The organism is Pedobacter sp. 01N310, from assembly GCF_056399805.1.
This window is the reverse complement of the sequence record NZ_JBFTSB010000003.1, coordinates 1-16,141: the sequence shown is the minus strand read 5'-3', so window position 1 is coordinate 16,141 and position 16,141 is coordinate 1. Positions and strand designations below refer to the sequence as shown.

At 40.9% G+C, this 16,141-nt stretch carries 9 protein-coding genes; all 9 read left to right on the top strand.

From position 1 onward, the window contains the following. Window positions 1-8: 8 nt before the first annotated feature. Window positions 9-2,768, top strand: a complete 2,760-nt coding sequence (locus AC1DNH_RS08295) for a GH92 family glycosyl hydrolase (protein ID WP_477580326.1) — start codon at window positions 9-11, stop codon at window positions 2,766-2,768. Between the two features lie 180 nt (window positions 2,769-2,948). Then, window positions 2,949-5,726 (top strand): glycoside hydrolase family 38 N-terminal domain-containing protein, encoded by a 2,778-nt coding sequence (locus tag AC1DNH_RS08290; protein ID WP_477607750.1) that lies wholly within the window; start codon window positions 2,949-2,951, stop codon window positions 5,724-5,726. Window positions 5,727-5,938: 212 nt separating this feature from the next. Then, window positions 5,939-6,151, top strand: coding sequence for a hypothetical protein (locus AC1DNH_RS08285; protein ID WP_477580322.1), 213 nt, complete (start codon window positions 5,939-5,941; stop codon window positions 6,149-6,151). A gap of 11 nt (window positions 6,152-6,162) precedes the next feature. Next, window positions 6,163-6,867 (top strand): carbohydrate-binding family 9-like protein, encoded by a 705-nt coding sequence (locus tag AC1DNH_RS08280; protein ID WP_477580320.1) that lies wholly within the window; start codon window positions 6,163-6,165, stop codon window positions 6,865-6,867. A gap of 869 nt (window positions 6,868-7,736) precedes the next feature. After that, complete coding sequence (locus tag AC1DNH_RS08275) at window positions 7,737-10,919, top strand: SusC/RagA family TonB-linked outer membrane protein (protein ID WP_477582782.1); 3,183 nt, start codon at window positions 7,737-7,739, stop codon at window positions 10,917-10,919. 18 nt (window positions 10,920-10,937) lie between these two features. Next, on the top strand, window positions 10,938-12,905 hold the full coding sequence (locus tag AC1DNH_RS08270) for a RagB/SusD family nutrient uptake outer membrane protein (protein WP_477582784.1): 1,968 nt from the start codon (window positions 10,938-10,940) through the stop codon (window positions 12,903-12,905). A gap of 45 nt (window positions 12,906-12,950) precedes the next feature. Further along, the gene (locus AC1DNH_RS08265; RefSeq protein ID WP_477607756.1) at window positions 12,951-14,126 is read left to right on the top strand and encodes a DUF5000 domain-containing lipoprotein; all 1,176 of its coding nucleotides are present in this window, start codon (window positions 12,951-12,953) and stop codon (window positions 14,124-14,126) included. Between the two features lie 30 nt (window positions 14,127-14,156). Next, window positions 14,157-15,242, top strand: a complete 1,086-nt coding sequence (locus tag AC1DNH_RS08260; RefSeq protein WP_477607758.1) for a DUF4998 domain-containing protein — start codon at window positions 14,157-14,159, stop codon at window positions 15,240-15,242. Window positions 15,243-15,671: 429 nt separating this feature from the next. Then, window positions 15,672-16,141 (top strand): hypothetical protein (locus tag AC1DNH_RS08255; RefSeq protein WP_477625301.1); only part of this gene is annotated, 470 nt, incomplete at its 3' end.

The following is a 16,141-nucleotide window of genomic DNA, read 5'->3' as shown; positions in this document are numbered from 1 at the left end:
ATACCGTTATGAAAAAAATACAGATTGGCACATTTTGTTTACTGATGCTTTGTGCGCTATCAATGTATGCAGGGCCAGGGAGTATTGCGAGCAAGGCAAAAGTGACTGCTTCCTCTGAACTTGATACAAAGAACAGGGCAACTAATGTTATTGATGGAATTATTAGGACCGACGGTGTTGGTGAATGGGCATCAAAAAGCGAGGTGGTATTTTGGGGAGGTATTGATTATCCCTGGATACAATTGGATTGGGAAAGACCACAGGTCATCAACAAAATTATTCTGTATGATCGGGCAACACTGGCTGCGCATACTGGTGGGGGTATTTTAATTTTTAGTGACGGAACCAGGATACCTGTTTTTGCATTAGCGAATAATGGTGCACCGAAGGTAATTGATTTTACCGAGCGAACAATCAGTTGGGTACGTTTTGAAACAACAGATGGCGATGGAGCTCATTTAGGCTTGTCGGAGATTGAGGTTTTTCCTTCCAAAGTACAGTGTGCCGATCCAGTTTCTTGGGTTGATCCCTATATTGAGACCACTAGAGGACGTTATTTTTACTTTGTAACGGGAAGCCAGCCCTTTGGGATGATCAGTGCGGCACCATTAACCCGCAATAAAAATCAATTTGGTGGCGGGTATAATTACAATTCAACAGAAATACTGGGATTTCCTCAAATTCATTGCTGGATGCTTTCTGGGATTACGCTGATGCCAACAACAGGTACAATTGCCCCCAATAAAGGAGAGCAAGGCTGGAAATCAAAGTTTTCTCATGAAAGTGAAATCGTTCAGCCAGGTTATCATCGTCTATATCTCGATGATTACGATATGTGGGTAGAGCAAACGGCGGGCGACAGGGTAAGTTTTTATCGTTATACGTATACAAAAGATGAGCTAACCAATATTTTAGTGAACTTGGGTGGCTATTTGGGCGAAACGACAATGACTGATGCACGGGTAGAAAAAATAAGCAATACTCGTATCGAAGGCTCGGTTAATACAACTGGAAGGTTGTGGGGAGGACCAGAAAACGTTCGGATTTATTTTGCAATAGACTTCGAAAAACCGTTTGCAAAGCTAAACAGCTGGGATGGAAAGCATGAATTATCAGATATAAGAACATTGAAAGGTAGTCCGGAAAAAACAGCTCGAAATAGTGGAATGAGCTATTTTGATGCAGCTACTACTGGAGTATCCGCTCAGTATAATGTAAAAGCCGGAGAATCTATTCAGTTAAAAGTTGCGGTTTCTTATACAAGTATTGAAAATGCACGGAAGAATTTAACATCAGAAAGCAACCATTGGAGTTTTGATAAACTTCGTGAAAATTCTCAAAAGGAGTGGAACGAAATGTTAGGGCGGATTGCTGTAAAAGGCGGTAGTGCTAATCAAAAAACAAAATTATACACAGACCTGTGGCATGCCTTGCTCGGCCGTCATAAGCTGGATGATGTATCAGGTGATTATCCTGATAATACAGAGGGGCAACGAGTAGGAAATGCTACGGTGAATTTGAATTTTAAAGTACGGGCATTGCCAAAAGATAAGGATGGTAAAGTGAAGTTTCATATGTACAATTCTGATGCATTTTGGTTAACGCAATGGAATTTGAATGTATTGTGGGGATTAGCCTGGCCAGAAGTAGCCGATGACTTTTCTGCATGTTTGGTGCAATATGCCGAAAACGGTAGGTTACTTCCACGGGGGCCGAATGCAGGAGGCTATTCCTATATTATGACAGGGTGTCCGGCAACAAACCTGATCACCTCTGCCTATCAGAAAGGTATTTTAACAAAGAAAAGTCCTTTAACGGCTTATCAAATGATGAAACAAAATCACGAAATAGGAGGAATGATGGGGGGTGATAAAGAAATGGATTTTTACATCAAGAACGGATATTACCCATCAAATGCCGGAATTACGCTTGAAATAACTTTTCAGGATTGGGCTTTGGCACAGATGGCAAAAAAAATGGGGAATGAGAAAGATTATAATTATTTCTTCAACCGTTCTCAGGGCTGGACAAAACTTTTCGACCCTGCGCAAAAACTGATCTTTCCGAAAAATAAAGAAGGAGAGTGGACACATCGAGACCCTTTAAGCGGAAAAGGTTGGGTTGAGGCCAATGCCTGGCAGGCAACGTGGTCTGTTTCTCATGGAATTGATCAATTGGCAAAGTTGATGGGAGGAGTGGATACGTTATGTAAAAAGTTGAACTTTGCATTCGAAAAAGCACAAAGTCAGGATTTCGTATTTGGATACGGGGCAGGATATGTAAGTTATGCCAATCAACCGGGTTGTTCGAACGCACATGTCTTTAATTATGCAGGCCGCCCGGATTTGAGCCAGTATTGGGTACGGAAAGTAAGTGAGCAGGCCTATGGTGGCGTTACCCCTGATAAGGGATATGGCGGGCATGACGAAGATCAGGGGCAAATGGGAGGAGTTAGTGTCTTAATGGCCATCGGCTTATTTAATATTAACGGAACTTGTTCAATTGATCCGGTATATGATATTACAAGTCCGGTATTTGATGAAGTGACCATTAAGCTCAATCCTAATTACTATCCAGGAAAGGAATTCATTATTAAAACGAATAACAATTCAAAAGAGAATTACTACATAAAAAAAGCTTCCCTGAACGGAAAAAAACACGATGCCTTTACTTTTTCCCATGCTGATTTTGCCAAGGGAGGGGTGCTAGAATTATGGTTAGGAGCCAAACCCAATGCTTCATGGGGTAAAATGAGCGCGAAAAAATAACTTATAAAAGATAATTGGTAATAGCAGAAAGACTTGATCAGGCAATCGGTCCAAATTTGCTGCTACAAATTCCTGCAACATCAGCAGATAGAAAGTACGTGCAATGGCGTAGCCGGTTTGTATGGATGAACTTCATTACAACGCATGATAGCTTCATTACCGTTAAAATAGATTATACAGATGATACGATTTAAGAAATCCCTTACACTACTCTTTTTTTCTTTAGCAGGAGTGCTTGGTGCAAAAGCCCAGAATTACGATCCGAAATCAACGCTTCCGGATACTGAAAAGAAAAAGAGAATTGAAATTGGAAAAATAAACCTCAAAAAGCCAGTAATCGAAAACGTTATCATTGTTTATAAAACACATTTTGATATAGGTTATTCCGAAACCGTGCAACAGGTTGTACATGACTATCGTACTTCAATGGCCGATAAAGTACTTGATGCCATCGATAAAAATAGGATGCAACCTAAAGATAAACAGTTTGTTTGGACGGTTTCGGGCTGGCCAATGAAACAAATTCTTTGGGATGGGCAAGCCCCAGATCGCAAGGCGAAAATTGAGAAAGCAATTGCTGATGGTAACCTAGCTGTTCATGCACTTCCTTTTTCAATGCATATAGAAAGTTCGGCTCCAGAAGATTTGGTTCGAGGGCTTTCTATCTCTTCAAATTTAGCACGCAAGTATAAGCGTCCACTTTCTATCAGTGCTAAAATGAGCGATGTACCGGGCTATTCTTGGTTTATTCCAACGTTGCTTACCAATGCTGGTGTTAAATTTTATCATATGGGCGGACCAGCTGTAAATATCGATTATGGACTACCACTTTTCTTTTGGTGGGAAGGGCCTGATAAATCTCGACTGCTGACACTCTATAATAATGGATACGGAACAGATATGCTCCCTCCTGCCAACTGGCCTCATAAAACATGGATGTATATTAGTATGACCGGCGACAATCAAGGACCACCAGCTCCAGAAACGATTGCGAAAGACCTGGCTTATTTTAAAGCGCAGGGAATAAATGCAAAAGTTGGAACAATGGATGACTTTGCAACAACGATATTGAAAGAAGATTTAAGCAAACTGCCTGTTGTGCGTAGTGATATGGGAGATGTGTGGATTCATGGTACAATGGGCATGCCTGAGGCTACAAAACTTGCCCAAAATGTAAGGCCATCCATTCAAGCACTGGATGAGCTTTCTACACTCGGAAGAATTTGGGGTATCCACATTCCAAGTCAAAAAGATAAGCTTGCTGAAGCGTATGAGCAGAGCTTAATGTATAGCGAACATACATGGGGCTTAGCTAATCAGCACTATATTAAAACACCTTACGGAAAAGCATGGGACGATTTATGGGCTCAGGGCTTGCCACCTCAATTCAAATTGATGGAAGATTCGTGGAAAGATAAAGCAAATTATATTGACAATGTTGAGCGATTAGTAGTTCAGCCTTATCGTGATGTCGTGCAATCACTGGCCGACAATGTTAAAACTACTGAAAATCGTTTAGTGGTTTATAACCCATTGCCCTGGAAACGTGATGGCGAAATCGAAGTTGATACGCGGTTAATATTTGGGAATAATTTTGTTTCCTTGAAACCCCTTGATGGAGGCTCAGCTATTTTGGTTAACCACGAATATCCGGCCATCGAAGATGGAGCCCCCATGTCCCGTTTAGTGGTAAAGGATATCCCGCCGATGGGTTACCGTACATACATCGTTTCCAACGAAAAAGTTGAGGGTCCAAAAATGTCGACCGACCTAAAATCGGGCCTTATCGAAAGTCCTTTCTTTAAAGCGGTTATCGACGCAAAGAGAGGTAGAATTACCAGTTTAATTGACAAAAGATCAGGGAGAGAACTCGTTGATGTCGATGCCCCTCAGGGTTTTGGTCAATATTTTTACGAAAGATTTGGGTATCAAGAGTTGTCTAATTGGATCGACAAATCGCTGTATCCAAAATATATGGCACACCGGTTTACTTTTGTTGCGTATGATATGCCAAAAGATGCGGTTTATAGTTCGGCACTTCCAGCAGATATGACTTTAACGGTAGAGCAATCGGCAATTGATGTAAAAGCCGTGCTAATGGGAACTATATCCGGGCCTGGTCAGTCTCAAAAAGTTTCTATCTCGTTAATCCTTTCTGGATATACCCCGACAGCCGATTTGGAATTGAGTTGGCAGAAACAACCTGATTCATGGCCAGAAACCGCATGGATGTGTCTTCCTTTTAAAGTAGATAACCCTAAGTTTCGTCTGGGCCGTTTAGGTGCAGATGTAGATCCGGTTAAGGATATGACGATAGACAATGCGAATTATCACCTTTGGTGGGTTAATAATGGTGTAGCTATTTATGATAGTGCAACTGGAAATGGTGTAGGCATTAGCTCGCCAGATGCACCTTTGGTAAGTTTGGGCGAACCTGGTGAATATAAATTTGATAAACGATATGAAGCAAAAAAACCGTATGCCTATATCAATCTTTATAACAACCATTGGCGTACAAATTTCCCAGCATGGATTGGTAATGGACAGCGAATGAGTGTCCGTGTACGTTTATGGTCATTTACCAATTTCAATAGTGAAAGTTCGCTTTATACGCCTGCTGTAGAGAAACAAGTGCCATTGCAGGTGGGGCTTTCAAAGCTAAAAACAGGTAAGTTACCGGTTACACAAAGTGGTATATCGCTTTCACGCAAAGGCGTGGCTGTTTCCGCATTTGGTGCTAATCCAGATGGGGAAGGCACAATTTTACGTGTTTGGGAGCAGGGGGGGACAACGGGTAAACTTGAAGTTACCCTGCCTAAAGACGCTAAGTATACGCTTGCGCAACCGGTTAATCTGAGAGGAGAAAACAAGGGACAGCCAATTTCTATCCTGGATAATAAATTATCATTTAATTTAGGTGCTTATGCGCCGGCTAGTTTTTTATTAAAGGAGAAATAGTTTAACAGCCAAATGAAGAAAATAGTAGTATCGTCATTTATTGCCCTGCCCCTATTTCAAAATGTGCAAGCAATAATTGCTGCTGTTTAGACAATTCTTCCCCCCTATATAAACTGATCTTTACCCCTTAATAGCCTGGTTCGCTACTTAAATTTGATGACAGTAGTCTATTTAAAAATTACAGTAAAACCAAATTTAAACCAAGTGTAGATATGAGAAATTTTATTCTTTTTTGGATGTGCGGGATCGGTGGATCGGCATTTCTTTTCCTGAACAACACATTCGATAATGAACCAAGCTTAGCATTCTTTTATGCCATGATGGTATTGTTAATCAGGTTTGCCTTTAATAGGCTTAAGCAGATTAACCAGGTGCAAACTGCCAGACAGCGCGTTCAACCTGAAAGACAGAAATTCGGTAAATAACTATACGCAAGGTGAGCATAACAGATAACCTAATCATCCCTTTAATAGCCTATACACCCGGGATTGAGGAACTTTCTTTAATTGGCAAAAGTTTGGATGCGCTTATTAAAGAGGCCATCCGGTATTCGCTTTGGCGGGATGTGGCAGAACCTCCCTTGGTACGTTTTGCTATCGGGCATAGTCGTGACAGGATTTTTCTAAAGTATTATGTAAGAGAAAAACATATAGCCGCCCTTTATAGCCAGATTAACGAACCCGTGTATAAAGATAGTTGTGTAGAATTTTTTATCGGTTTTGGTGACGTTCCGGATTACTATAACCTGGAGTTTAATTGCACGGGTACCGTGCTGGGACAGTATGGTGCCAGTAAAATAGGTAGGCATTTTCTCGATCCACAGTTACTGGCCCTAATCAGTACCCAGACTGAGGTGAAATTTAACCACAACGACCAGTTATTTGAATGGGAACTCACCATAGCCATTCCGGCCACAGTATTTGAATTTCATGTAATAGAAGATTTTGAAGGGATGGATTGCTATCTCAATTTTTTCAAGTGCGGTGATGATTTACCAGAGCCTCATTACCTGGCCTGGAGCGAAATTCATAACGCTGATCCCAATTTTCATCTGCCCCAATATTTTAAAAAAAGCCGGTTCGAAGATGTGGAGGTACTAAACCCGATAGGAAAATCAGCTCGTCTATCAGGAATCGTTTGAAGCACCTGGCCAGTCCCCCTGGAAATCGGGTGTTATCAGCTGGTATGCCAATGAGTATGCTGCTGGCGGTTTCTCTTTAAGTCAGCTTATGCATTCTTCCCTAGAAAAACTACGCTTAACATTAAGTTTGGAACAAATAGTGCAGAACTTCTGCTTAAACCGAACTCACATTACTTAAACAGGCGAAATGATTGGGTTTTGCAGATAGAAAGCAACAAAAAAAGTGATTATTTACGATGTAACAATGCTTTAGAGTACATCGAAATACCATTTAACCTGAGTTCGATAATTATTTGCTGAAAATCACATCTTATGTACGTCTAATCCCGCTTTATCGTCCTGCTGAATTTATTTCAGCATCTTTTTAGCGTGAAAGACCCTGAAATAAATTCAGGGTGACGACCGCCTTAACAGAAAACTTGATTAAAACGTCACAAAGTGAGATTTAATAATCGAACTCAGGTATTTAATTTATTCAAACCTTTTGTGTTTTTGTGTATTTTTTTGGAATTGAAAAATTGGTAATCTGGTTTTGCCGTTTATAGCCAGTCTTGTCTGAACTTAATTTTCTATTTTTTTCTTCTGTAATTTTCACAGGTTTCCTTCAATTGTTCTAGGTAAAAGCATTTAGTGATGTGCTTTTTAGATTTATTCTTTTAGGGTTAAATAATGTACGAACATTTATTGTCTTTTTCGTCAGACATTTTTGTTGTAATTACCTATTTTATAGTGCTTTTGTTATTTGAAAAAAAAATAAAAAAGATGATTTTTAAAATATTTCATGTATATATGTATGTACAAATTACAATTGGTTAGGATTATCTGATTGCTATTTGACCAAACAAACCGAATATCAAACTAAAACTATTATGTATCGAAGAATTTTTACATGGGGAAGCATGAAATACCTCTGCTATCTGCTCCTGTTAATGGCTACGGCTTTTGAATCAGTCGCTCAATCAAACAACTCGGTCACCGGTCAGGTAACCGATGTAAAAGGTGGCCCATTGCCCGGAGTAAGCGTCACGGTAAAGGGAAGCACTAATGGCAGTGTTACCGATAAAGAAGGAAAATATACTGTTAAATTAACCAGTGGAGGAGGAACCCTCGTTTTTTCATTTGTCGGGTATAAGAAAAAAGAAATAAATATTGCAGGCCGCAAGACCATTAATGTAGAGCTGGAAGAAGATGACAACTCCCTGGATGAGGTTGCTGTTGTGGCCTTCGGAACACAAAAGAAGGGGACCCTTGTGGGTTCTGTTACCACTATTAACCCTAAAGAATTAAAAGGGCCCACTAGTAACCTGACCACTATGTTAGCGGGCAAACTGCCGGGAGTAATTGCCTACCAGAGGAGTGGAGAGCCGGGCGCCGATAATGCGCAGTTCTTCATCCGCGGGGTTGCCTCTTTTGGATCAGGTAAGATTGACCCGCTTATCCTGATCGATGGAATGGAGTCTACGCCTACTGACCTGGCAAGGATGCAGCCAGATGATATTGCAGGCTTTTCGGTGTTAAAAGATGCATCTGCTGCAGCATTATATGGTTCCAGGGCCGCAAATGGGGTGATCCTGATTTCGACCAAATCCGGTATTGACGGCAAAACAAAATTTTCTTTCAGGGCGGAAAATTCTATTTCCGGTAATACGCAGAATTTCAAACTTGCAGACAACATTACCTATATGAAGTTAGCAAACGAGGCGGTATTAACCCGAACCCTGCCTGGCTTCAAATCCAGTCCGGAACCGTATTCTAAAACCAAGATAGATCGTACAGCTGCGGGCATGAACCCGTACTTATATCCAAATAACGATTGGATGGATGCTTTGATAAAGGACTATACGATGAATCAGCGTTTTAACTTTAATATGACCGGAGGGGGTAAGGCTGCCCAGTATTACATTGCCGCTACGCATAATATCGATAACGGGGTGTTAAAAACCGAAGCACTCAATGAATACGGTAACAATATCTCATTAAAGACCACCCAGGTACGTTCAAACGTGACTGTTAAATTAACACCAACCACTGATGGGACGATAAGAACTTCTGGTACTTTTGACGATTATCAAGGGCCGATAGGTGGTGGAGGCGGTATTTTTGGTCAAGCCATCTCGTCCAATCCGGTATTGTTTCCGGCTGTTTACCCAGCATCGGCATCGCCATTTGAGAAACATCCATTGTTCGGAAATGCCTTGATTGGTAATAGTCTGAATACTTTCTATCTTAATCCCTATGCCAATATGGTTTCGGGTTTCCAGCAATACAATACTTCAACTTTAAATGTACAATTGGAAGTAAAGCAGGATTTTAAATTTATTACTCCAGGTCTTACCGCCAGAGTGATGGGCTATACCCAAAGGTATTCTTATTTCGATTTTAGCAGGAGGTTTAATCCATACTATTATGGCGCAACGCCAACAGATGCCAGTGGACAAAATTATAACATCAGCTTGTTAAATGAACTAAATGGACCTACCGAATACCTAAATTATGTGCCGGGTACGCGTACCGCGAACACGAAAACCTATATGGAGGCTGTAGTAAACTACAATAGGACCTTTAAGGAAAAACATTCGGTAGGCGGATCCCTGATTACCACGCTGAGCAACTATGTAACAGCTAACGCCAACGACCTTCAGGCTGCTCTTCCTGCCAGGAACCAAAGTCTTGCGGGTAAGGTTACCTATGGTTATGACACCAGGTACCTTTTTGAAGCAAACTTTGCCTCTAATGGCTCTGAACGTTTTGCTGAAAAAAACCGATATGGTTTTTTCCCTTCGGTTGGTGTAGCCTGGGTCGCATCTAATGAGAAGTTTTTTGAGCCGCTACGGGCTGCCATTTCTAACCTAAAACTTAGGGCTACTTATGGTATGGTTGGTAACGACGCGATTGGAAGGGCAGAAGATCGTTTCTTCTATTTGGCTAATGTGAACTTAAATAGTGGTATTCCAGTAAGCTTTGGTACTGATGGCGCATATTCCAGACCTGGTGTTGCGATCAGTAGGTATCCAAATGATAATATTACTTGGGAAGAATCAAGAACCCTGAATTTAGGGCTGGATTTGAGTTTGTTTAACAGCTTAAATTTTGTTATTGAGGCTTACAAGTCACACCGAAGCAATATTTTAATGGCCAGGAGCAGCATTCCAACAACCATGGGGCTTGCTGCCGGTGTACAGACCAACGTAGGCGAGGCCGAATCAGAAGGTATTGATGTTTCAATGGATTACAATAAGACTTTTGGAGCATTTTCGCTTCAGGCGAGGGGAACCTTTACCTATGCCACCAGTAAATTGCTGGTTAATGAAGAACCTGATTACGGTGCTTTAACCTACCTCTCTAAAGTTGGTAACTCACTTGGACAGAATTATGGATATATAGCTGAAAGGTTATTTGTTGATGACGAAGAGGTAAGAAACTCTCCGTTGCAATCTTTTGGTAATGAGCCTGTTAGGGGTGGTGATATCAAATATAGAGATGTGAACGGTGATGGCGTCATTAGCGGACTAGATATAGTTCCTTTAGGTTTGCCGACATCTCCTGAGATTATATATGGTTTTCAGCTAGCCGGTGGTTATAAAAAATTCGATATCGGTGTATTCTTCCAAGGCTCTACCCGCTCTTCATTTTGGATTGACCCTGTCAAAATTACACCGTTTGCAATACACGCACCTGACGGAGGAGGCGTTGCGAATCTTCAGAATGGGCTTTTAAAAAGTATTGCTGATAGCTATTGGTCTGAAGACAACAGAAATATGCAGGCATTCTGGCCACGTTTAAGTTCTTCTGTTAACCCAAACAATACACAAAAATCTAACTGGTGGATGCGAAACGGCTCATTTTTAAGGGTTAAATCGGTAGAACTGGGTTATAATCTTTCAGGGAAAACAATTGAGAGATTAGGTATCGGTTCTGTGAGGATTTATGCCAATGGTACAAATCTATTTGTTAAGAGCAGTTTCAAAATGTGGGATCCTGAACAAGGAGGTAACGGATTAGGTTATCCGCTTCAAAAGGTTTACAATTTTGGAATTAACGTTAATTTCTAAATTTTTTAAGAAGAAGATATGAAACTATTTAAAAATACATATTTTATTTTATCGGCCATGGTACTAACGCTCGTTATGCCATCCTGTAAAAAAGGCTTTCTGGACATTGTGCCAGACAATTTACCTACCCTGGATAATGCTTTTGTAAACCGGAGTGAGGCAGAAAAATTTCTGTTTACCTGCTACAGTGCTTTGCCAAATGAAGCAAGTATAAATACTAATCCTGGTATGAATACAGGTGACGAGTTTTGGATTAATCCGATTACTGCTCCTTTCGCTCAGATCACTACGCTTGAACCGTTTAATATTTCAAAGGGCCTGCAAAGTAAGATCAGCCCGTCCATGAATTATTGGGACGGATCTGGTGGAGGAAAATCGCTATGGTTAGGCATTCGTAACTGTAATATTTTCTTAGAAAATGTTGATAAGCCAATCGATTTAGCGCCTTATGAAAAAGAACGCTGGATTGCTGAGGTAAAGTTTCTCAAAGCGTATCTGCATTGGTACTTGCTTAGAATGTATGGGCCAATTCCCATCGTTGATAAAAATATAGCAATCGACGCAAATGTGGAGGAGGTAAGAGTAAGCCGCCAACCGGTGGATTCTGTAGTCAATTACATTTCAAATTTATTGGATGAGGCCACATCGGGAGGGGCAGGAGTAGGATTGCCAGATAAGATTCAGGCAGCAGCTACCGAAATGGGAAGGATTACCAAACCTGCTGCCCTGGCCATTAAAGCCCGGTTGCTGGTAACAGCTGCCAGTCCGTTATTTAATGGAAATCCAGATTTCAGCGGTTTAAGAAATAAGGACGGGCAAGCCTTGTTTAACCCTACTTATGATGCAAAAAAATGGCAGCGGGCTGCGAATGCCTGTAAGGCGGCCATCGATGCTGCAGAAGCTTCGGGAGTGGCTTTATACCAATTTGTACCTACCGGTCTTCAAGTAGCAGATAAAGCCACAAGAATTGAAATGAGCATTAGGAATGCGGTGTGCGAAAAATGGAACAAGGAATTGTTATTTAGTAATGTTGTGGGGAGTACCCGTGAGATTCAAATGAACGCCTGTCCAAACTTATTTGTAGCCCCTCAGTTCGATAATGGTTTAAGTGGGCAATTGGCGCCTACACTAAAAATGGCAGAAATGTTTTATACCAAAAATGGTGTGCCGATTAACGAAGACCGCACCTGGGATTATGATAATCGTTATACGCTGAAGGCCGTTACCACTCAGGATTCGGCGATGGTGAACGGTTATCTAACGGTAGGATTACATTTTAACAGAGAGCCTCGTTTTTATGCCGACGTGATGTTTGATGGTGCAAAAATGTATATGCAAAGTAATCAAAAACCACCGATACCGATTTATGCCAAAACAAATGCAATTTCAGGAAAGAAACAAAATATAATCTATTCAATAAGCGGTTACTATACCAAAAAGCTAATCAATATGAATTTGGTAATTGGTGCTACCGGAGGGGTCACCACAGAAAATTATCCATGGCCGATAATGAGGCTTGCGGATCTTTACCTGCTCTATGCGGAGGCCTTAAACGAAACGGGCGATCTGGCAACTCCATTAATCTATCTTAACAAGATTAGAGACCGTGCAAGTTTGCCAACGGTAGAAACTTCATGGACCAATTTCTCTACAAACCCAGGTAAATATACCAATCAAGCTGGCTTAAGAGAGATCATACAGCAAGAACGTGCGATCGAACTGGCATTTGAAGGCAGTCGTTTCTGGGATTTGAGAAGGTGGAAGAAAGCGGGTAGCGCGCTGAATGCACCAGTATATGGCTGGAATGTTAGCGTAGAAGGAGGCGCTACCACTAGTTTGGCTGATCTTAATAAAAATGCTCAGGAATATAATACCAGGGTATTGTTATTTAATCAAACCTTTGTTAGCCCAAGAGATTATTTTTGGCCAATAAGAGAAAATAATTTACAGGTGAACCCAAAATTAGTGCAAAATCTGGGCTGGTAATTTTTATAATTCATGGATTATTTAAACATATTAAACTTAAGTAAAATGAAAAGATTAATAAATAGATTCTGCCTGGGGATGTTAGTTGTACTTGCTACACAAGCCTGTAAAGAATCAGAAATAGCCACCTCGGTAAATGACGGGGTTGCACCCGGCCCGGTAACAGGACTAACCGTAACCAACCTTAGTGGGGCAGCCACCATAAAGTACATTCTGCCTTCAGACCCTGATGTACTGTATGTAAAAGCAGTGTATAAAACCAAACAAGGTATTGAAAGAGAGACCAAGGTAAGTTACTACAACAACACGATAACTGTTGTTGGCTTTGCAGACACCGACCCGTATGAAGTAAAGTTATATGCGATAGACAAAGGCGGAAATACATCTCAACCGACATCAATTACCGTTAATCCATTAATGCCACCTTATAAAATAATCCGTAATAGCCTGGGTGTAATCTCGAATTTTGGCGGTATTGATGTGAGTTTTGAAAACGCTACCGAGGCTGATGTGGCCATTGTGGTGATCGCCCCTAATAAACTGGGCGAATATGCGCCCGTTAACACCAATTATACGACCTTAAAGAAAGGTGTGTTTTATACAAGAGACCTGAAAGCAGAGGAAACAAAGTTCGGTATTTACGTGCGAGACAGGTGGGGCAATATTTCTGATACCTTAAAAACAACCCTTACCCCTATATACGAAGAAAGGTTAGACCGAACAAAAATGAAAGGATTGGCCTGGCCTTCAGATCCAGGTTTAGCCTACAGCGGAACGCTAAATGGTGTTTTTGATGGGAGTGTGACCGGCGGATGGTACCATAGCAACGATGCGGCAAGAATGCCTCAACAGTTTACTTTTGATATGGGTGTAACCGCTAAATTAAGCCGCCTGGCCTGGTGGATGAGACCAGATGGAGGAGGGTATTATGCAATACACGCGCCAAGAAAAATTGAGATATGGGGTTCGAATGCGCCAAATCCAGACGGAAGTTATGATGGTTGGACTAAGTTAGTTGATTATGAGCAAATTAAGCCTTCGGGCTTACCAATTGGGCAATTAAGTACGGCAGACAGTGATGCAGCCAAAGCAGGCGAAACCGTTTTGATACCCTTAGATGCACCAAAAGTGCGCTACATTAGGTTTAGAACCTTAGCCAATTGGTCTAACGGAACCTATTGCTGTTTTTATGAGCTGGCCTTGTGGGGTAACCCGAATTAATAGAATTATAATTAATTAATGAATTAAGTCATGGAAAAAATAAAATATTTGATTTATCCTTTTCTCCTTATAACAGGGTTATGTATACTATCTTGTTCAAAAGAAGATGCGTTTAAAGAATTTACAAAGAATGGGGAAATTAGCTATCCTGGAAAGCCAACCGTAGTGCTTGCCCAGGCGGGATATAAGCGGGTGCTGTTACGGGTGGCATTGGGCCCAGACCCTGCCATAACAAAAATAAAAACCTATTGGAACAGTAGGGCCGATTCTTTGGAAACCCCGGTGGTAAGAAGTAATGGGGATATTGTAAATGTGTTTATTACCGATCATTTAAACGAAGGCCAGAATAATTTCGAGGTATACACCTATAACAATAAAGGCAACAAATCTATAGTAACTAATGTATCTGGAACGATGTTTGGCGACAATTATCTGAGCACAGCACCAAGGGTTAACAGATCGATAGCCACACTTAATTTTAGTGCTTTAAATAAGGCTGTAATTACCTGGGGCCCTGCTTTATCAACCGAGCAGTTTATTGAATTGAAATATATTAATTTAAAAGGAGCGGATACGACCAGCCTTGCTCCCTCGCAATCAATAACCACATTGTCCAACTATAAACTAGGAACGGCAATTACCTATCGTTCTATCTATGCGCCAGAAGCTACTGCTTACGATGTGGTATCGGCGGCCCCAAGCCCGGTAGATTTAACTAAGGGGAGCTATTACCCTGCTGCTATGTCAGGTTACTTTTATTCTACTTCCACTAAGAAAGTAATTGGTCTTAATAAAACTTACGTTCCAAATGGTACAAATGGCATAACTGGCGGTATAATTATCCCTGTAGGTGATTTAACGGACGGCACCAAAGCCTTAATTGTTATAAACGCTGATAATACGGTAACCATATCCGCAGCTACAGGGTCTCCAAATGGGCCGTTTGTGATGTATAGTTCGGGCTTGCCAGCACCTTATGACACCGCTACACCTATTTGGGTAAATTCTACAGCTTGTAACAACACCTATGATCCGGCTACCAAAATCCTTAAAATAAGGTATGGTATTGGTGGAACAGGCGCCCGGGTTATTGAAGAGATTATTGAGCTTAAATAATTTTCGTCGAGGTTTGCTTGAAACCTTGGGATATAAATTTTAAAACATTTAATAATTAGTATTTTAAACACCTGGGCATTAAGCCTGGGTGTTACTCATTTATTCAACATTTCTAGCTTTAAAATTGTGAATCAGTTTTTTGTGCACATTACTAGGGAGTGAACCCTATATGCTTTATAATCTAGAATATATTTTTATCTCCTAACAGGTATCTAAATGATCGGCAGTAAAAAAATAAATATATAATGACCGGTTTACAATCAGGTCCCTTGTTTGTTGAAGATAATCTCTTTGTGAATACTAGGCTACCAGTAGTCTGCATTCATAAGCATTTTCAATATTTTTTGGACAAAGGGTACAAAAGAATTGAAAGGTCAGTTTAAAATTGAAATAAACCCATTATTATAAAACATTCGTTAAAGAAAATTTATGACTACAAAAAAGATGACTGCTGCAACTGCCTATATAGAAAAACAGGTAGCGCATTTTCGTAATTATATGCAATCTGCGGAGTTGGGGCATGAGAATGCCATGGCTAAGCTGGTTATTAAATGCGCTGTTGCTGCCTTGCTCTTAACAGCGGCTTTACCCGCATTTTCTCAAAACTATAACAAAACCGTCTCACCTATACCGCTTCCGCAACCGGTATCAAATTTGCTTCCCGGAAAAAAAGCGCCTGTAGTAACCGATATCTGGGTAGTGTTTAAAACACATTGCGATCTGGGTTATACCATGCCTGCAAGTGCCGTATTTAAAAAATACCGTGAAGATATGATGGACAATGCCACCCGCTTAATAGAAGCCGACAAGAAAAAACCGGTTAATGAACGTTTTAAATGGACGATTGCCGGCTGGCCCATGAAGGGTGCCATATTAGGGCCATTGCAAACGCCTGAGCG